This window comes from Variovorax sp. 679, assembly GCF_003952185.1.
In the GTDB taxonomy this organism is placed as follows: domain Bacteria; phylum Pseudomonadota; class Gammaproteobacteria; order Burkholderiales; family Burkholderiaceae_C; genus Variovorax.
Genome location: NZ_RXFS01000003.1, coordinates 305,148 through 323,263 on the forward strand (window position 1 = coordinate 305,148; position 18,116 = coordinate 323,263).

The following is an 18,116-nucleotide window of genomic DNA, read 5'->3' on the forward strand; positions in this document are numbered from 1 at the left end:
TGCCAGACGACAAGGAGTTGTATCCCTCTACGGTTCTCGCCCCGGTTGCTGTTTTCATGCGCTCGTCGATTCCCATTCGGCGCCAAGCTCCCCGATCAGTTCGCTGAACTACCGATCGTCGAAATACCAGGCATGAGCCGGATCGGGGCTGCCACGATTTCCGAAGGCTCATTTGGCGCAGCGAGCCAGTTGCTGACATCGTCCAGCTCGCCGCTCACCTTCGCCGGAGTGTTGAAATCATGCAATTTTCGGTCGAGCAGGTGTGATGGCACCACGTCGGTCAGTGCACGAAACATGTTGTCGGAGCGCCCCGGGAAGCGTCGATCCCATTCCTGAATCATTTCTTTCATTGCTCTGCGCTGGAGGTTGGGCTGAGAGCCGCACAGATTGCAAGGAATGATCGGGAAATTCATCGCCGCCGAATAGGCCTTTATGTCTCGCTCGTTGCAGTACGCGAGTGGGCGAATGACTACATTTCTTCCGTCGTCTGAGACCAGCTTCGGCGGCATGGTTTTCAGCTTTCCGCCGAAGAACATGTTGAGAAGCAGCGTCTCCAAAATGTCGTCCCGATGGTGACCCAAAGCTACCTTGGTCGCACCCAATTCCACCGCCGTCCGGTAGAGAATGCCGCGCCGCAGCCTTGAGCAAAGAGAGCAAGTCGTCTTTCCCTCAGGCACCTTCTCCTTGACGATGGAGTAGGTGTCTTCCTCGATGACGCGAAACGGAACGTTTAGCTGAGTCAAATATGTGGGAAGGATGTCCTCCGGGAAGCCTGGCTGCTTCTGATCCAGGTTGACCGCCACTACATCAAAGTTGATCGGAGCGACTTCCCTGAGGTACAGAAGACTGTCCAGCATGGTGTAACTGTCTGCCCCCCCCGACAGACAGACCATGACGAGGTCGCCTTCCTCGATCATCCCGTAGTCAACGATAGCTTGGCCGGCGAGTCGGCGGATGCGCTTGCGCAGCTTATTAAATTCAACACTCATAGATGAGAAACCTCTGGTGCATTGTAAGGAGGCCTCGACAGGCGCCTCCCTCAATGTAAACATTGGCCGTAGTTGGCGCGTTTTCTTGACAAAGTACAGTAGTTGTAAGGCATGGCGCCCTTGCCCGCTGCCGCATCCCCTCTGGGGACACCTTCAGAGGAAGCATCTCGGATAGCTCCCAAGTCCGATAAGAAAAGACAGCTACGCGCTGCTCGACATCCTGCTCAAGCTGAAGGCGCGTGCGCCCATTCATTTCGACATCGTCGCGGTCAACCTCGACCAGAAGCAGCCCGGCTTTCCCGAGGAAGTGCTGCCGAAGTACCTGAGCGAACTGGGCGTGGACTTCCACATCGAGAACCAGGACACCTACAGCATCGTCAAGCGCGTGATTCCCGAGGGCAAGACCACCTGCGGCCTGTGCAGCCGGCTGCGCCGCGGCATTCTCTACCGCGTGGCCGACGAGCTGGGCGCCACCAAGGTCGCGCTGGGCCACCACCGCGACGACATGCTGCAGACCTTCTTCCTCAACATGTTCTTCGCCGGCAAGCTCAAGAGCATGCCGCCCAAGCTGGTGAGCGACGACGGCAGGCACGTGGTGATCCGCCCGCTGGCCTACGTGGCCGAGAAAGACACGGTGCGCTGGGCGCAGCACCGCGAGTTCCCGATCATTCCCTGCACGCTGTGCGGCAGCCAGGAAAACCTTCAGCGCAAGCAGGTCGGCGAAATGCTGCGCGAATGGGACAAGAAGTACCCCGGCCGCGTGGAGAACATGTTCACCGCGCTGCAGAACGTGGTGCCTTCGCACCTGCTCGACGGAACGCGGCACGACTTCAAGGGTCTGAAGGCCACCGGCGTGGCCGACGACGAAGGCGACAAGGCCTTCGACCCGCCCTCCTTCGATCTGCTCTCCCAGGCACCTGCCGCCCTGCGCATCGTCCAGGGCTGACCGGGCAACCCAGGGGAATTTTGGGCATCAATGCCCGGAGACCCTCATGAAATCTGCGTTCTCTGCTCTTCTTCTTGCAGCAAGCCTGACCGGCTGCGCCACCTCGTGGGTGGTCGACAGCGACGTGAAGAGCTTCGCCTCCCCGGGCGCCATCGCGCCCGGCGCCACCTACCGCTTCGACCGCCTGCCCTCGCAGCAGGCCGACGGCGCCCGGCAGGAATCGCTCGAAGCCATGGCCGGCGCGGAGCTCGACAAGGTCGGGCTGCGCCGCGACGACGCCAAGCCCCAGTACACCGCGCAGATCGGCGCGCGCGTGACGGCCGGGCTCTCGCCCTGGGCCGACCCGTGGCTCTACAACGGCCCCTGGGGCTACGGCTACGGCGGCTATGGCTACTACGGCCGGCGCTGGTACGGCGGCGGCTGGTATGGCGGCCCGATGTTCGCGCCGCCGGCCAACCCCTGGTACGAGCGCGAGGTGAGCATCGTGCTGCGCGAGGTGGGCTCCAACCGCGTGGTCTACGAGACCCGCGCCCGCAACGACGGCCCGTACACCTCGAGCGCGGCGATCCTGCCGGTGATGTTCCAGGCCGCGCTGCAGGGCTTTCCGAACCCGCCGCAGGGCGAGCGCAGGGTCAACATCGAGCTGCCGACGGCGCAGGCCAGGAAGTAGCGCCTTCTAGAATTCCCCGGATGGAAGAACCCACCCGCCTGATCGCCGTTCGCCACGGCGAAACCGCCTGGAACGTCGACACCCGCATCCAGGGCCAGCTCGACATCGGGCTCAACGAAACCGGCGTCTGGCAGGCCCGGCGCGCCGGTGCCGCGCTGGCCGACGAGCCCGTGTCGGTGGTCTATGCCAGCGACCTCTCTCGCGCCTGGCAGACCGCGGAAGAAATCGCCAGGCCCCACGGCTTGGCCGTGCAGCCCGAGCCGCGCCTGCGCGAGCGGGCCTTCGGGCATTTCGAAGGACTGAGCTTCGCCGAGATCGAAGCCACGCTGCCCGTGCAGGCCAAGCTCTGGCGCGAGCGCGACCCTGAATTCGAACCCGAGGGCGGCGAAAGCCTGCTGGCGTTCCGCGACCGCGTGACGGGCGTGGCCTCCGAGCTGGCGGCGCGCCACCCGGGCAAGCTGGTCGTGCTGGTCGCGCACGGCGGCGTGATGGACGTGCTCTACCGCGCCGCCACCCGGCAGGAGCTGCAGGCGCCGCGCACCTGGCAGCTGGGCAATGCAGCCATCAACCGCATGCTGTGGACGCAGGAGGGTTTCAGCCTCGTCGGCTGGAGCGACACCGCGCATCTGGTGGACGACGCACTCGACGAAACCACGACCTGACGAGGGAACGCGGGCGCGGAGCCCGCCTCCGATCTCCGGCGTGGATCAGGCGTGCGAGTGCTGCGAGTTCGACGACTCGGCCTGAGCCTCTCCCGGCAGATCGACCATCGGCCCCGTGCCGCTGTAACGGTCGAGCGCCAGGTAGATGGCCGGCGTGATGTACAGCGTGATCACCTGCGAGAAGATCAGCCCGCCCACCACCGCCACGCCCAGCGGCTGGCGCAGTTCGGCGCCTGCACCGAGGCCCAGCGCCAGCGGTAGCGCGCCCATCAGCGCGGCCAACGTGGTCATCAGGATCGGACGGAAGCGCAGCCGGCAGGCCTCGCGGATCGCATCCACCGGCTGCATGCCCTCGGTACGCTGCGCGTCGAGGGCGAAGTCGATCATCATGATCGCGTTCTTCTTCACGATGCCGATCAGGAGCAGGATGCCGATGGTCGCGATAAGCGTCAGGTCGAAGCCGAAGAGCTTCAGTGAAATGAGCGCGCCCACCGCGGCCGAAGGCAGCCCCGCCAGGATCGTGATCGGGTGGATGTAGCTCTCGTAGAGCACGCCCAGCAGCACGTAGATGACCAGCACTGCGAGCACCAGCAGCACGGCCTGGCTCGACTGCGAACTCTGGAACACCGCCGCATCGCCGCCGTAGGTGGTGATGATCGACTGCGGCATCTTCAGCTCGTCCTTGAAGCGGTCGATCTTCGCGGTCGCGTTGCCCAGCGGCACGTCGGGCGCGAGGTTGAACGACACCGTCACCGCCTGCAGCTGGCCCTGGTGGTTGACCGCGGTCGGCCCCACGGTGCGCTTGACGGTCGAGAAGGCCGACAGCGGCACCAGCCTGCCGGTGGTGCTGCGCACCGACAGGCGGGAGACGTCTTCCTCGAACTGGCGGTCGTTGTCGGCGGCCGAGAGGATCACCTGGTAGGTGTTGCTCGCGCCGTAGATGCTGCCGATCTGGCGGTCGCCGTACGCGTTGTAGAGCGCGGTGCGCAGGTCGCCCACCGCTACGCCGAGCACGCCGGCCTTGTCGCGGTCGATCTCGAGCGTGGCCTGCAGGCCGCGGTTCTGCGAGTCGCTGGTCACGTCGCGGAAGTCGGGGTCGGCGCGCATGCGCTCCATGAGCCGCGTGGCCCACGGCACCATCTCGCCCGCGTTGACGCTCTGCAGCGTGTACTGGAAGCGCGCCTTGCTCTGGCGGCCGCCCAGGCGCAGGTTCTGCACCGGTTGCATGTAGACGGCGATGCCCGGGATCTCGCGGAAGCGCTGGCGCAGCGACTCGAGCACCTTCGCCATCTGCGGGCGTTCGCTGCGCGGCTTGAGCACGGCGAACAGCCGGCCGGAGTTCTGCGTGGCGGTGGGCCCGCCCACGCCGACGAAGGAGCTCACGTAGTCGACGCTCGGGTCATCCTTGAGCGCGGCGGCCACGCGGTCCTGCAGCGCCTTCATGGCGGTGAAGGAGATGTCCTCGGCGGCTTCGGTCGTGATCTGGATCTGGCCGATGTCTTCCTCGGGGAAGAAGCCCTTCGGGATGGTCGCGAACAGCCAGCCGGTGATGACGAAGGTCAGCGCCGCCATCAGCAGCATCACCTTGCGGTGCATCAGCGTCCAGTCGAGCGTGCGCATGTAGCCGCCGTGCACGGCGCGGTAGCCGCGCTCGAAGGCTCGGCCGATGGCGGTGCCGGGCTCGGGGTGTTCTTCTTCGTGGTCGAGCGCGCCGGCTCGGCGCGGCACCTGCTTGAGCAGCCGGCTCGCGAGCATCGGCACCAGCGTGAGCGACACCACGGCCGACACCAGCACCGCCAGCGCCACCACCACCGCGAACTCGTGGAACAGCAGGCCGATCACGCCCGGCATGAAGAAGATCGGGATGAACACGGCCACCAGCGAGATCGAGATCGACACGATGGTGAAGCCCACCTCGCGCGCGCCGCGCAGCGCGGCCGCGAACGGGTCCATGCCCTTCTCGACGTAGCGCATGATGTTTTCCAGCACCACGATGGCGTCGTCCACCACCAGGCCCACCGCCAGTGTGATGCCCAGCAGCGAGATGTTGTCCAGGCTGTAGCCGAAGGCGTAGAGCAGCGCCACCGCGCCGATCAACGAGATGGGAATGGTCGCGGCCGGAATCAGCGTGGCCACCAGCCGGTGCAGAAACAGGAAGATCACCAGCACCACCAGCGCGATGGTGCCCAGCAGCGTGAGCTGCACGTCGTGCACCGCCTCGCGGATCGACAGCGAGCGGTCGTTCACCATCTGGATCTCGACCGACTGCGGCAGCTCGGCCTTGAAGCGCGGGATGAGCGCGCGCACCGCGTCCACCACCTGCACGGTGTTGGCGTTGGGCTGGCGCTGCACGGCCAGCGAGATCGAGTCCTGCCCGTTGAAGCTGCTGGCGGTCTTCACCGACTCGAAGCTGTCCTCGATGGTGGCGACTTCATCGAGCCGCACCGGCGCGCCGTTGCGCTGGCCGACGATCAGCTTGGCGAAGTCGGCCGCCTTCATGAGCTGGCGGTTGGCCTGGATGGTGAGCGTCTGGCGCGGGCCGTCGAGCGTGCCGACCGGCGTGTTGGCGTTGGCGGAATTCACCGCCTTGGCGAGCTCGTCGAGCGTGATGTTGCGCGCGTTGAGCAGGTCGGCGTTGGCCTTGATGCGCACCGCGAAGGCCTTGCGGCCGTACACGCCCACCTGCGCCACGCCGTCGATGGTCGACAAGGTGGGCGAGATCAGGTTCTCGGCGTAGTCGTTGAGCTCCGACGGGTTCATCGACGGCGAGATCAGCGCGATGAACAGCACCGGTGCGTCGGCCGGGTTCACCTTGCGGTACGAAGGCAGCTGCGTGAGCTCCTGCGGCAGCTGGCGCTGGGCGCGCAGCAGCGCGGCCTGCACGTCGACGGCGGCGGCGTCGATGTCGCGGCTGCTCACGAATTCGAGCGTGAGCGAGGTCACGCCCTGCGTGTTCACCGAGCTGATGGTCTGCAGGCCCGGGATGGTCGAGAACTGCTTCTCCAGCGGCAGCGCCACCGACGACGCCATGGTGTCCGGGCTCGCGCCCGGCAGCTGCGCGTTGACGTTGATGACCGGCGTGTTGTAGCTGGGCAGCGCGGCAACGGGAATGCTGAAGTACGCGAAGATGCCGATGACCACCACGGCGGCAGACAGCAGCACCGTCATCGCGGGACGACGGATGCAGAGCTCCGAGATGTTCATGCGCGTTCCTGCTGCGGCGGCTTGATGTCCGCGCCGTCGGTGGACGCGGCGCTGCCGGGCGTGACGCCCGTGGTGCCGTTGGACGGAGTGCCCGGGGCACCCGGAGCGCTCGCCGGCCCCTTGGTGTCCACGCGCACCTTGCCGCCCGGGCGCACGTTCTGGCTGCCCTCGATCACCACCTGCTCGCCGGGCTCCACGCCGCTCACCGCCACCTGGGTGCCGAAGGTGTGCAGCGTCTTCACCTTGCGGCGCGTGGCCGTCTTGCCCTCGTCGACCACGTAGAGCGAAGCGCCGTCGGACAGCATCATCAGCGCCGCGGCCGGCACCACCGTGGCGCCGTTGAGCGTGCGCACCGTGATGCGCGTGCCGACGAACTGGCCCGGCCACAGGCTCTGGTCGGCATTGGCGAACACGGCCTTGGCGCGCACGGTGCCGATCTGCGGGTCGACCGTGTTGTCGACGAAATCGAGCGTGCCCGTCAGCAGTTCCTTGCGGCCGGTGACGAGCGCCTCGACCTTCGAGCGCGAGCGCGCGGCCTCCAGCAGGTCCTGCAGGTTGCCTTCGGGCACGGGGAAGCTCACGGCGATCGGATCGAGCTGCGTGACGGTCACCAGCGACAGCGTCGGCTGCACCAGCGTGCCCGGGTAGATATTCACGGCGCCGATGCGCCCGGCGATGGGGGCGCGCAGGGTGGCGTAGCCCAGCGCCACCTGCGCCGATTGCACGGCCGCGCGGTCGGCGGCCACGGCGGCGCGCTGCGCCTCGAGCTGCGAGAGCGTGGCGTCGGCCGCGCTCTTGGCGATGAAGTTCTGCGCCACCAAGTCCTGGCTGCGCTTGTACTGGCGCTCGAGGTCGGCCAGCGTGGCCTCGTCCTTCTGCTGCTGCGCCTTCGCGCGCGCGAGGTTGGCCTGGTCGTTGCGGTCGTCGAGCGAGAAGAGCAGCTGGCCGGCCTTGACGAACTGGCCTTCCTTCACATGCACCGCGCTCACCGTGTTGGTCACCTGCGGGCGCAGGTCGACGCTGTTGAGGGACACCACGCTGCCGTTGACCTGCACGGTCACGGGCACGTCCTGCTTCTTCGCCGTGGCCAGCGTCACCAGCGCAGGCGCGCCGCCGCCAGCGCCCGCATTCGGGGCCTTGGCACCCTCTTTGGCGCTCTTCGCGGCGGACTTGTCTCCGGACATGCTCCACCACCCGCCTGCGACGGCTACGATCAACACGCCCGAAAGGGCGACGGCGACACTTTTCTTCATGGGTTCTTGTGCACTTTGGGCTGACAGCAGCTATTGGATCAGCGGCTGACTCTCAGTGATCATGGGGCCTGTAAAGAAATGTAAAGCAGGTCAACCCGAAGCCCGCTCAACACCCTGCGGACGGCGCGAGGAAACCACACCCCCTCGCTAAAATCGCCGGTCCACAGCCTCTGGATAAACCCCATGAACCGCTGCAAGAAACCCACGAATGCTCTCACTTTCATAGCACTTTGCACAGCAGCCATGGCTGCCATGGGCCTTTTCCCGCTCACCGCCAGCGCCCAGGACGAAGCGCCCCGCCCCCAGACCCAGAATGAATCGCTCGTGGGCGGCCGCGTCTTCCCCGTCGGCACCCTGCGCGGCAAGTTCATGGTGACCAACGCGCCCGACGTCGAGCTCGACGGCAAGCCCGACCGCCTCGGCGCCGGCGCGCGCATCCGCAGCGGCCAGAACATGCTGGTGATGCCCGGCGCCATCATTGGCCAGAAGTACCTCGTCAACTACACGCGCGACGCCGCCGGGCTGCTGCGCGAGGTGTGGATCCTCACGCCCGACGAAGCCACCGCCAGCCGCGAATCGCTGAACAAGCCGTTCCTCAACGTCTGGCCGTTCACCTCGAACGACACCATCAACACGCAGTAAGAAAGAGACGGGTGGCGGCGCAGCCTGTTGCGCTGCGCGCCATATGCCGTCGCGCCCCGCCGCCGTGCCGGGCCACGAGAGAGAGAGAGCTCCCCATGAAAAAAGTATTCATCAAGACCTTCGGCTGCCAGATGAACGAGTACGACTCGGACAAGATGGCCGACGTGCTGAACGCAGCCCAGGGCTACGAACCCACGCAGAACGTGGACGAGGCCGATCTCATCCTGTTCAACACCTGCTCGGTGCGCGAGAAGGCCCAGGAGAAAGTGTTCTCCGACCTCGGCCGCGTGAAGCACCTGAAGGCCAAGGGCGTGAAGATCGGCGTGGGCGGCTGCGTGGCCAGCCAGGAAGGCCAGGCCATCATCGCGCGTGCGCCCTACGTCGACATCGTGTTCGGCCCGCAGACGCTGCACCGCCTGCCCGAGATGCTGAACGACCGCGAGCGCCTCGATCGCCCGCAGGTCGACATCAGCTTCCCCGAAATCGAGAAGTTCGACCACCTGCCGCCCGCGCGCGTCGAGGGCGCCACCGCCTTCGTGTCGATCATGGAAGGCTGCTCCAAGTACTGCAGCTACTGCGTTGTGCCCTACACCCGCGGCGAGGAAGTGAATCGCCCGCTCGACGACGTGCTGGTCGAGATCGCCGGCCTGGCCGACCAGGGCGTGCGCGAGATCACGCTGCTGGGCCAGAACGTGAATGCCTACCGCGGCAAGATGGGCGACACCGCCGAGATCGCCGACTTCGCGCTGCTCATCGAATACGTGGCCGAGATCCCCGGCATCGAGCGCATCCGCTACACCACCAGCCACCCGAACGAGTTCACGCCGCGCCTGATCGAGGCCTACGCCAAGGTGCCGCAGCTCGTGAGCCACCTGCACCTGCCGGTTCAGCACGGCAGCGACCGCATCCTGATGGCGATGAAGCGCGGCTACACCGCCATGGAATACAAGAGCACGGTGCGCAAGCTGCGCGCCATCCGCCCCGAGCTGGCCCTGAGCAGCGACTTCATCGTCGGCTTCCCCGGCGAGACCGACGACGACTTCAACAAGATGATGAAGCTGATCGACGACTGCCAGTTCGACGCCAGCTTCAGCTTCATCTTCAGCCCGCGCCCCGGCACCCCCGCCGCCGCGCTGCACGACGACACGCCGCACGAGGTGAAGCTCGCGCGCCTGCACACGCTGCAGGCCGTGATCGACGCCAACGTGAAGCGCTTCGGCCAGGCGCTGGTCGGCACCACGCAGCGCGTGCTGGTCGAAGGCGCCTCGCGCAAGGACGCGAACGAGCTCATGGGCCGCACCGTGTGCAACCGCGTCGTCAACTTCGAGGGCGATGCCCGGCTGGTCGGCCAGATGCTAGACCTGCGCATCACCCGCTCGCTCGCCTACACGCTGCGCGGCGAGGTCGTGACGAACGAATCGCCGATGGCGCTCGCCCACCACTGATGGCGAAGCGACCTTCCATACGGGGCTCGTTCCAGCAGCTCCTGCTTTTCGCCTTCCTGCTGATCACCGCGCTGCTGGTCGGCGTCGCACTGCGCTCGGTGCTGCAGTACGACGTGCTGATGACGCAGAGCCGCGACGCAGCCGCGCGGGCGCTGCGCCTGTCGGGCGCGTCGCAGTCGCTGGCCGAGCGCAGCGCGGCCATGGAGCGCGCCGGGCGCCAGTCGCTGGTGCTGAACGACGCGGTGCTGCGCCGCCGCTTCGACGATGCCGCCCGCGAAGCGCACCAGGTGCTCGATCGACTGGAGAAGAACGGCCTGCCGCCCGCCGGCATCGACATGTGGCGAACCCAGCTCGGCGTGATCGAGGGCCTGATGAGCGGCAGCGCCGACAGCGCCCTCCAGCGCGAAAGCACGATGGCCATGCAGTTCCGCGAACTCGACGCGCTCAACACCAATCTCGCCCAGCAGGCGCAGTTCCTCATCGAAACGCAGAACGACGCGCTGGCCAAGCGCATCGAGAACGCACGCCGCCGGCTGATGCGCGAAGTGGTGGCCGCCAGCGTGCTGGCCGTGTCGCTGGCGCTGGCCTTCGGCATCTGGCTGGCGCGGCCCTTCAAGCGGCTGGAGCACGCCATCGTCGGCCTCGGGCAGAACCGGCTCGACGAGCCCATCGACATCCGCGGCCCAGCCGACGTGCGGCGCGTGTCGCAGCAGCTCGAATGGCTGCGGCTGCGCCTGACCGAGCTCGACGCCGACAAGGCGCGCTTCCTGCGCCATGTGTCGCACGAGCTGAAGACGCCGCTGGCGGCGCTGCGCGAAGGCGTGTCGCTTTTGGAAGACGGCGTGCCTGGCCCGCTGAACCCGGCGCAGCTCGAAGTCGCGCAGATCCTCAACCAGAACACCGTGGCGCTGCAAGGCCAAATCGAGGCGCTGCTGCGCTTCAACGCCGCCGCCTTCGAGGCGCGCCAGCTGCGCCGCGAACGCACCGAGCTGCTGCCGCTGATAGAAGAGCAGATCGAGGCTCAGCGCCTGCAGTGGCAGTCGCACGGCCTGCGCGTGCGCGCCGAGGGCGAGCCCGTCGCGATCACGGTCGACCGCACCAAGCTCGGCACTGCCATCGCCAACCTGCTGAGCAACGCCATCCGCTTTTCGGTAACGGGCGGTGTCATCACCCTGGAGGTGTCGCAGACGCCCGAGGCGGTGCACATCGACGTGAACGACGCCGGGCCGGGCATTGCCGAAGGAGACCGCGACCGGATCTTCGAACCTTTCTTCCGCGGCGAACGCCAGCCCGAGCACACGGTGAAAGGCACGGGCATCGGACTTTCCATCGTGCAGGAGTACATTGCAGCCCACGGGGGCCGCATCACTCTGCAGCCCGGCGGACCCGGTGCTCGCTTTCGCATCGAACTGCCGCGCACGGCCTGACCACCCCGGCTCCCTCTCTCCAGATACTGTCCGACCGCCTCGCGTCCTTTCTTCGACCCATGTCTTTTTCGTTCGTCCGCCGTTCCTCCTTCGCCGGGGCGATGACCGTGCCTTTCGTCCTGCTGCTGGCCGCCTGCGCCACGCAGCCCAAGCCGCCCGCGGAGGCCAATGCGCTGCCGCCGCCTCCGGTCGTGCCGCGCGTGATGCCGGTGGAGGCCGAACCCAAGGCGCCGGCCACGCAGCCCGCCTCCTCGCTCTTCACGCTCATGACGCAGGGGCCGCAGTCGGCAATGCTGTCGTATGCCGACAAGGTGCGCCCGCTGAACGGCGCCGACCTGAGCACTGAAATCGCGCGCATCGGCGACCCCGGCGATTCGCCCACGGCGCAGATGCAGCTGGCGCTGCTGCTCTCGCAGACCCGCGTGCCGGCCGACCTGGCGCGCGCGCTGGGCCTGCTGCAGCGCGTGATCGCCAACCCCGCGCCCGAGGCGCAGGCCCTGCATCCGCTGGCACGCGCACTGGCCGCGCGCTATGTGGAGCAGCGTCGCGTGGAAGACGACCGCGACAAGCAGGTGCAGCAGCTGCGCGACAGCCAGCGCCGCATCGACCAACTGAACGACCGCATCGAAGCCCTGCGCGCCATCGAGCGCAGCTTCGCTCGGCCCAACACCAATCCGGCGTCGGCCGCACCGGCCGCGCCGCCCAACGGCAAACCGAATCAATGAGCACCACCGGCGCCCGTCTTCTCGTGGTCGACGACGACCCGGACATGCTGCGGCTGCTGTCGATGCGGCTGAGCTCGGCGGGCTACCAGGTCACGGCCGTCACATCCGCCGAGACCGCGCTCACGCAGCTCGAGATCGAGCATCCGCAGCTCGTGCTGAGCGACGTGCGACTGCCCGGACGCGACGGCCTCCAGCTCTTCGACGAGATCCGCAAGCGCCATCCCTCGCTGCCGGTCATCTTGCTGACCGCGCACGGCACGATTCCCGACGCGGTCGAGGCCACGGCGCGCGGCGTCTTCACCTACCTCACCAAGCCCTACGACGGGCGCGAGCTGCTCGACAAGATCGCGCAGGCGCTGGCGCTCGGCGCCCCCGCCGCCACGCCGAGCAAGGCCGGCGACGACAGCTGGCGCGCCGAGATCGTGAGCCGCAGCAACCGCATGGCCGAGCTGCTGGCCGAGGCGCGCATGGTCGCCAAGTCGGACGCCTCGGTGCTGCTGCGCGGCGACTCCGGCGCCGGCAAGGAAATGCTGGCGCGCGCCATCCACAAGGCCAGCGCGCGCGCCGACAAGCCCTTCGTGGCCGTGAACTGCGGCGCCATCCCCGAGGCGCTGCTCGAGTCGGAGCTCTTCGGCCACATGAAGGGCGCCTTCACCGACGCCCACGCCAACCACAAGGGCCTGTTCCAGCAGGCCGACGGCGGCACGCTGCTGCTCGACGAAATCGGGGACATGCCGCCCGCGCTGCAGGTCAAGCTGCTGCGCGTGCTGCAGGAACGCGCGGTGCGGCCGCTGGGGGCGAGCCAGTCGATCCAGGTCGACGTGCGCATCGTCTCGGCCACGCACCGCGACCTCGACGCCGCGATGGAAGCCGGCCAGTTCCGCGAGGACCTGTATTACCGGCTGAACGTGGTGACGCTCACGCTGCCGCCGCTGTCGGCGCGGCGCGAAGACATTCCGCTGCTGGCCAACCACTTCCTGCAACGCCTGTCGACCAAGTACGGCAAGCGGCTCTCGGGCTTCGCGCCCGAGGCGCTGAAGGCGCTGACCATGGCGGCATGGCCGGGCAACGTGCGACAGCTGTTCAACGTGGTCGAGCAAGTCTGTGCGCTGTCGAGCTCGCCGCTGATTCCGCTGGCGCTGGTGCAACGGGCCCTGCGCGTGCCGACGGTGGAAGTGCAGACCTATGCCGAGGCCAAGCAGCGTTTCGAGCGCGATTACCTCGTCGGCCTGCTGAAACTGACGGACGGCAACGTGGCCGACGCGGCCCGCCTCGCCGACCGCAATCGCACGGAGTTCTACCGGCTTCTGCAGAAGCACGAACTCACGCCGGGCCACTTCAAGGCCGACGCTGTCGCTCCGGGTGGAGATCCTGTCGCCGAGTAGCGACGCCCCTAAGTCGTTGATTTATATGGCCTATCCCCACCAGCCCCGGAGGCTTGTCGGGATTCGGCGACAAAAACAGGGGTTTTGAGGCCCTCCAGCCGCCTCTCCCTCAGAAAAATGCCTCCGGATCGCCCCAAGTCGTTGATCTGAAAGCGTTTTTCCAGCCTGGCACAGGGTTTGCCCCTGTACAGGCATGACAGCACTTACCAGCCCATCTTTCGCACTGCGCCAGCAGCGCGACGGCCTGCGTCAAAAGCAGTTTTCCCCCTCGCGGCCCCGCGCCGCGGGCCATTCGCTGGCCGCGCTCGCAAGCGCTGGCGGCGCCGCAACGGATTGCGTCTTCAAGCGCCTTCCGGCCATTGGCGACACCCCCTCCGACAAGCAACGTTGGTAAATCGCATGAAGCCGAACGACTTCTCCCAACTGAACGTGCTGGCCGACACCGATTTCTCGCGCCGCAGCCCGGTTCGCGAAGAACGCCATCCCAACTCCGTTACCGCCCCCCCGGTCAACCGCGGCTCCATGACGCCCCGCCCCTGGCGCGGTTTCTGGAACAGCCTCGGCACCGCCGCGCTGGTCAAGCTCGGCGCGGGCCGTGACGCCGAAGCCGGCGCTCACCCCACCGCCACCGAAGCGAAGCAACCCTGGCAGCGCGCCGCCGCCCGCCGCCGCTTCGCCTTCATGATGCTCACGCTGCTGAGCACCGTGATCGCGTCCTCGCTCTTCGCCAGCGTGCAACCCGACTACGACAACCTCTGGCTCGAATACGGTCAGATCGGCCTGTACGGCCTGCTGTCGGGCTGGGTCGTGACCGGCTTCGTGACCGCGCTGATGGGCTTCTACGTTTCCGTGCGCGGTGACAAGTACTCCCTCTCGGCGAAGCAGGTGGCTCACCACCCGATGAACCCCGAGGCACGCACCGCGATCATCATGCCGATCTGCAACGAGGACGTGGCCACCGTGTTCGCCGGCCTGCGCGCCACCTGCGAATCGGTCGCGGCCACCGGCCACGCGAAGCAGTTCGACGTGTTCGTGCTGTCCGACAGCTACAACCCCGAGACCGCCGCCGCCGAGCGCGCCGCCTGGGAAGACCTTCGCGCCGCGCTGGCCCAGAATCACGCGAACAACCCGAACCAGCTGCAGGTCGAGGTCTACTACCGCCTGCGCACCCGCCGCACGCACCGCAAGGCCGGCAACGTGGCCGACTTCTGCCGCCGCTGGGGCAAGGACTACCGCTACATGGTCGTGCTCGACGCCGACTCCGTGATGAGCGGCGACTGCCTGACCTCGATGGTCAAGCTGATGGAAGCCAACCCGACCGCCGGCATCATCCAGACCGCGACGCAGGCCATCGGCCACGTCACGCTGCATGCCCGCGCACAGCAGTTCGCCTCGCGCGTCACCGGCCGCCTGTTCACGCTGGGCATGCAGTTCTGGCAACTGGGCGAGTCGCACTACTGGGGCCACAACGCGATCATCCGCGTCGAACCCTTCATGAAGCACTGCGCACTGGCCCCGATCAAGGGCACCGGCGGCATGTCGGGCGGCATCATGTCGCACGACTTCGTCGAAGCCGCGCTGATGCGCCGTGCCGGCTACAACGTGTGGCTGGTGTCCGACCTGGTCGGCAGCTACGAGCAGCAACCGCCGGACCTGCTGGCCGAGCTGCAGCGCGACCGCCGCTGGTGCCAGGGCAACCTGCAGAACGCCCGCCTGATGGCCGAGCCCGGCATCCACCCGGTGCACCGCGCGATGTTCGTGACCGGCACCATGGCCTACGTCTCGGCCCCCCTGTGGCTCGCTTTCCTGACGCTGGGCACGGCCCTGTGGCTGAGCGGTTCGAGCCTGGTCTCGAGCTGGAACGTGCTGCCCGCCGAACTGGCCGGCCTGTGGGTCTGGACCCTGTGCCTGCTGTTCCTGCCGCGCGTGCTGGGCATCGCCGCCGTGCTGATGCGCGGCGAGCAGCGCCAGTACGGTGGCCTGTGGGGCCTGGTGAAGAGCTCGGCGATGGAAGCCGGCCTGGCCATCGTGCAGGCTCCGGTCCGCATGCTGGCTCATTCGCTCTTCGTGCTGGTCGCCCTCACCGGCATCAAGCTCGACTGGAAGTCGCCCCCGCGCGAAGCCGCCGCGGTGCCGTGGAAGGTCGCTGCCTCGCAGCTGGCCCCCATGACGCTGGTGATCGCCATGCTGGCCGTTGGCGTCGCCATGATCGACCCGAGCGCGCTGATCTGGCTCATGCCCGTCGGCCTGCCGCTGCTGCTGGCGATCCCGCTGACCGTGCTGACCAGCCAGATCGCATTGGGCACCACGCTGCGCGACCGCGGCTACCTGCTGATTCCCGAGGAATCGCGTTCGCCGGCCGTGCTGCGCCGCGCGTGGATGCACGCGGTGCGCCTGGCTCGCCCGGCATTGGCAACCGCCTGATGCGCTGAAGACACAACGCCTCGAAAAGCCGGCCACTGGGCCGGCTTTTTTCATGGCGCGTGGCTAGAATCGCGCACTTCTTTTTTCATCCACCCACGGATCTCTTCGATCCACAGGAGCGCCAAGTGCCCCGTTTCGCCGTCATCACCCTCTGACGCCGACAACACCGCTTCATTGCTGGTCATGTCGGGCGCCAAGCTGCGCTTTCCGCTGACCGCAATCCGTTCCCCAGCTTTCCAGCTTCGCTCCCGCACGTTGTCGGTTCTTCCTGGTTTCCATCCGGAGAACAAACGTGTTTCCTCTCTCTTCCCTTTCATCGATTCCGCTGCTCAAGTACCCGCGTACTGCGCACCTGGAAGGCTCGCGACTGCAAGCGGGCGACAGCGACGACGGCCAGACGCCGTTGTCCGACCTGCATGGCCAGCATGTGGTCATCGAGGAAAAGCTCGATGGCGCCAATGCGGCGGTGTCGTTCACCCCGGCGGGCGAACTGCTGCTGCAGTCGCGCGGCCACTACCTCGCGGGCGGCGCCGGCGAGCGGCAGTTCAACCTGTTCAAGCACTGGGCTGCCACCCATGAAGCGGCGCTGCTGGAGCGGCTCGAAGACCGCTACGTGATGTACGGCGAATGGTGCTTCGCCAAGCACAGCTGCTGGTACGACCGGCTGCCGGCCTTCTTCCTCGAGTTCGACATCTACGACCGGCAGTCGCAATGCTTTCTCTCGACACCGGCGCGTCACGCGCTGCTCGAAGGCGGCCCGGTGCTGCCGGTGCCCGTGCTCTACGAGGGCGAGATACCGCGCCATGCGAAGGCTCTGCGCTCGCTCATGCGGCCTTCGCTGGCGCGCAGCGCGAGCTGGAAGACGGCCTTCGAGATCGCGGTGGCGCAAGAAGGCCAGCCGCTCGATCTCGTGCGCCAGCAGACCGACCTGTCCGACCTCGCCGAGGGCCTGTACCTCAAGACCGAATCGGACGGCAAGGTGACGGGGCGCTACAAGTGGGTGCGCCCGGATTTCGTCCAGACCATCCTCGATTCGGGCTCGCATCACAGCCGCCGGCCGGTGCTGCCGAACCAGCTGGCGCCGGGCGTGGATCTCTACGCGCCGACGCCGCTGGTGAGCTGGCAAGACCTGGGGCTGCGCACCTTGCGCGATCCCGCCGAACTCGCAACCCTAGGGAGGCCGCGATGACATACGACGATCTGCGCGCCCTGGCCCCCTCGCCCGCACAGGGCTACGACTGGGCGCAATGCAGCGACCTGCTGCCGGCCCTGCTGCGCCTCGAGGAGACGCCGCAGGACCCGTACTACCACGCCGAAGGCAACGTCGGCATCCATACGCGCATGGTGCTCGACGCCCTGATGCAAGACGACCACTACCGCCGCGCCGATGCCGACAGCCGCTTCGTGCTGTTCATGGCCTGCCTGCTGCACGACATCGCCAAACCCGACACCACCATGATCGATGAAGCCAGCGGCCGCATCGGCCAACCAGGCCACTCGCGCCGCGGTGCCGTGGACGTGCGCGTGCTGATGTGGAAGGCCCGCGTGCCCTTCGCGCTGCGCGAGGCGGTGTGCCGGATCATCACGGTGCACCAGGTGCCTTTCCACGCCTTCGCCTCGCGCAAGGGCGTGCGGCCCGAGTGGCTGGTGCACAAGCTCTCATGGGAGCTGAACCTGCCCGACCTGTGCTGCGTGGCGCGTTGCGACATGCTCGGCCGCCACTACGAGAAGCGCGCGGACAGCATGGCCGACATCGCGCTTTTCGAAGAGCTGGCGCAGGAAGAAGGCTGCTGGGAAGGCCCGAGAAAGATGGCCGACGACCACACCCGCCTGGCCTACTTCCGCGGCGCCGACACCAGCCCCGACTACCCGCTGTTCCAGAACGCGGGCTCGCCGGTGACGGTGATGTGCGGCCTTCCCGCCAGCGGCAAGAACCACTGGGTGGCACAGCACCGCAAGGGCTGGCCGGTGGTGTCCTTCGACGATGCGCGCGCCGAGCTGGGCCTGAAGCATGGCGAGAACGACGGGCTTGCCGCGCACCACGCGGTCGACCAAGCGAAAGCGCTGCTGCGCAGGCAGGAGCGCTTCGTCTGGAACGCCACGCACCTGAGCCAGCAGATGCGCACCAAGACGCTCGACCTGCTCTGGGCCTATCACGCGCAGATCGAGCTGGTGTACCTGGAGGTGCCGCACGCGGAGCTGATGCGCCGCAACCGCGAGCGCGACACGACGCTGCCGAACGCGGGCATCGAGCGCATGCTGCACCGCTGGGAGCTGCCCGCGCCCGTGGAAGCGCACCAGACGGTCTACGAAGTACAGACCTGAAAGACGGAAGGCCCGCCGG

Annotated in this window: 13 protein-coding genes and 2 pseudogenes; 11 read left to right on the forward strand and 4 right to left on the reverse strand. The window is 67.3% G+C overall.

Annotated elements, in window-relative coordinates; translation table 11 throughout:
* Positions 1-227: 227 nt before the first annotated feature.
* Positions 228-986: pseudogene (gene ttcA, locus EJO71_RS08775) on the reverse strand (tRNA 2-thiocytidine(32) synthetase TtcA); the annotation flags it as partial.
* 196 nt (positions 987-1,182) lie between these two features.
* Here ttcA (EJO71_RS08775) and ttcA (EJO71_RS08780) point away from each other — a divergent pair.
* The 3 genes and pseudogenes from ttcA (EJO71_RS08780) to EJO71_RS08790 form a co-directional block, all read left to right on the forward strand.
* Positions 1,183-1,935, forward strand: a pseudogene (gene ttcA / locus EJO71_RS08780) (tRNA 2-thiocytidine(32) synthetase TtcA); the annotation flags it as partial.
* Positions 1,936-1,981: 46 nt separating this feature from the next.
* The gene (locus EJO71_RS08785) at positions 1,982-2,605 is read left to right on the forward strand and encodes a DUF4136 domain-containing protein (protein WP_125948364.1); all 624 of its coding nucleotides are present in this window, start codon (positions 1,982-1,984) and stop codon (positions 2,603-2,605) included.
* 20 nt (positions 2,606-2,625) lie between these two features.
* Positions 2,626-3,267, forward strand: a complete 642-nt coding sequence (locus tag EJO71_RS08790) for a histidine phosphatase family protein (protein ID WP_125948363.1) — start codon at positions 2,626-2,628, stop codon at positions 3,265-3,267.
* A 45-nt stretch (positions 3,268-3,312) separates the two neighbouring features.
* Here EJO71_RS08790 and EJO71_RS08795 read toward each other — a convergent pair whose 3' ends face one another.
* The gene (locus EJO71_RS08795; protein WP_125948362.1) at positions 3,313-6,471 is read right to left on the reverse strand and encodes an efflux RND transporter permease subunit; all 3,159 of its coding nucleotides are present in this window, start codon (positions 6,469-6,471) and stop codon (positions 3,313-3,315) included.
* A complete protein-coding gene (locus EJO71_RS08800) occupies positions 6,468-7,655 on the reverse strand; it encodes an efflux RND transporter periplasmic adaptor subunit (RefSeq protein ID WP_125948361.1) in 1,188 nt (395 codons plus the stop codon). Before EJO71_RS08800 ends, EJO71_RS08795 begins: the two co-directional genes overlap by 4 nt.
* A 312-nt stretch (positions 7,656-7,967) precedes the next feature.
* On the opposite strand from EJO71_RS08800, the gene EJO71_RS08805 reads away from it, so the two are divergent.
* The 6 genes from EJO71_RS08805 (at position 7,968) to mdoH (ending at position 15,772) form a co-directional block, all read left to right on the forward strand.
* Entirely contained in the window at positions 7,968-8,366 is a 399-nt protein-coding gene (locus EJO71_RS08805) for a hypothetical protein (protein ID WP_240651328.1), read from the forward strand.
* 95 nt (positions 8,367-8,461) lie between these two features.
* Entirely contained in the window at positions 8,462-9,811 is a 1,350-nt protein-coding gene (gene miaB, locus EJO71_RS08810) for a tRNA (N6-isopentenyl adenosine(37)-C2)-methylthiotransferase MiaB (RefSeq protein ID WP_125948359.1), read from the forward strand.
* Positions 9,811-11,238 carry an ATP-binding protein gene (locus tag EJO71_RS08815; RefSeq protein WP_125948358.1) on the forward strand — a complete coding sequence of 476 codons (1,428 nt, stop codon included), beginning with the start codon at positions 9,811-9,813 and terminating at the stop codon, positions 11,236-11,238. The genes miaB and EJO71_RS08815 overlap by 1 nt, the downstream gene beginning before the upstream one ends.
* 101 nt (positions 11,239-11,339) lie before the next feature.
* Positions 11,340-11,963 carry a hypothetical protein gene (locus EJO71_RS08820; protein ID WP_240651327.1) on the forward strand — a complete coding sequence of 208 codons (624 nt, stop codon included), beginning with the start codon at positions 11,340-11,342 and terminating at the stop codon, positions 11,961-11,963.
* Positions 11,960-13,348: a sigma 54-interacting transcriptional regulator gene (locus EJO71_RS08825; RefSeq protein ID WP_125948356.1), complete on the forward strand. Its 1,389-nt coding sequence runs from the start codon at positions 11,960-11,962 to the stop codon at positions 13,346-13,348. The genes EJO71_RS08820 and EJO71_RS08825 overlap by 4 nt, the downstream gene beginning before the upstream one ends.
* A gap of 399 nt (positions 13,349-13,747) precedes the next feature.
* Positions 13,748-15,772: a glucans biosynthesis glucosyltransferase MdoH gene (mdoH, locus tag EJO71_RS08835; protein WP_125948354.1), complete on the forward strand. Its 2,025-nt coding sequence runs from the start codon at positions 13,748-13,750 to the stop codon at positions 15,770-15,772.
* A gap of 50 nt (positions 15,773-15,822) precedes the next feature.
* On the opposite strand, the gene EJO71_RS34940 is transcribed toward mdoH, so the two are convergent.
* Positions 15,823-15,957 (reverse strand): hypothetical protein, encoded by a 135-nt coding sequence (locus EJO71_RS34940; protein ID WP_276311653.1) that lies wholly within the window; start codon positions 15,955-15,957, stop codon positions 15,823-15,825.
* 107 nt (positions 15,958-16,064) lie between these two features.
* Between EJO71_RS34940 and EJO71_RS08840 the strand changes: the two genes are divergently transcribed.
* A complete protein-coding gene (locus EJO71_RS08840) occupies positions 16,065-16,961 on the forward strand; it encodes an RNA ligase family protein (RefSeq protein WP_125948353.1) in 897 nt (298 codons plus the stop codon).
* A complete protein-coding gene (locus tag EJO71_RS08845; protein ID WP_125948352.1) occupies positions 16,958-18,097 on the forward strand; it encodes an AAA family ATPase in 1,140 nt (379 codons plus the stop codon). The genes EJO71_RS08840 and EJO71_RS08845 overlap by 4 nt, the downstream gene beginning before the upstream one ends.
* Positions 18,098-18,116: the final 19 nt, after the last annotated feature.

What these genes read in the sequence shown, in the direction of transcription:
- EJO71_RS08785 (WP_125948364.1), top strand. Translation starts at nt 1,982, where the DNA reads ATGAAATCTGCGTTCTCTGCTCTTCTTCTTGCAGCAAGCCTGACCGGC.
- EJO71_RS08790 (WP_125948363.1), top strand. Translation starts at nt 2,626, where the DNA reads ATGGAAGAACCCACCCGCCTGATCGCCGTTCGCCACGGCGAAACCGCC.
- EJO71_RS08795 (WP_125948362.1), bottom strand. Translation starts at nt 6,471, where the DNA reads ATGAACATCTCGGAGCTCTGCATCCGTCGTCCCGCGATGACGGTGCTG.
- EJO71_RS08800 (WP_125948361.1), bottom strand. Translation starts at nt 7,655, where the DNA reads ATGTCCGGAGACAAGTCCGCCGCGAAGAGCGCCAAAGAGGGTGCCAAG.
- EJO71_RS08805 (WP_240651328.1), top strand. Translation starts at nt 7,968, where the DNA reads ATGGCTGCCATGGGCCTTTTCCCGCTCACCGCCAGCGCCCAGGACGAA.
- miaB (WP_125948359.1), top strand. Translation starts at nt 8,462, where the DNA reads ATGAAAAAAGTATTCATCAAGACCTTCGGCTGCCAGATGAACGAGTAC.
- EJO71_RS08815 (WP_125948358.1), top strand. Translation starts at nt 9,811, where the DNA reads ATGGCGAAGCGACCTTCCATACGGGGCTCGTTCCAGCAGCTCCTGCTT.
- EJO71_RS08820 (WP_240651327.1), top strand. Translation starts at nt 11,340, where the DNA reads ATGACCGTGCCTTTCGTCCTGCTGCTGGCCGCCTGCGCCACGCAGCCC.
- EJO71_RS08825 (WP_125948356.1), top strand. Translation starts at nt 11,960, where the DNA reads ATGAGCACCACCGGCGCCCGTCTTCTCGTGGTCGACGACGACCCGGAC.
- mdoH (WP_125948354.1), top strand. Translation starts at nt 13,748, where the DNA reads ATGAAGCCGAACGACTTCTCCCAACTGAACGTGCTGGCCGACACCGAT.
- EJO71_RS34940 (WP_276311653.1), bottom strand. Translation starts at nt 15,957, where the DNA reads ATGACCAGCAATGAAGCGGTGTTGTCGGCGTCAGAGGGTGATGACGGC.
- EJO71_RS08845 (WP_125948352.1), top strand. Translation starts at nt 16,958, where the DNA reads ATGACATACGACGATCTGCGCGCCCTGGCCCCCTCGCCCGCACAGGGC.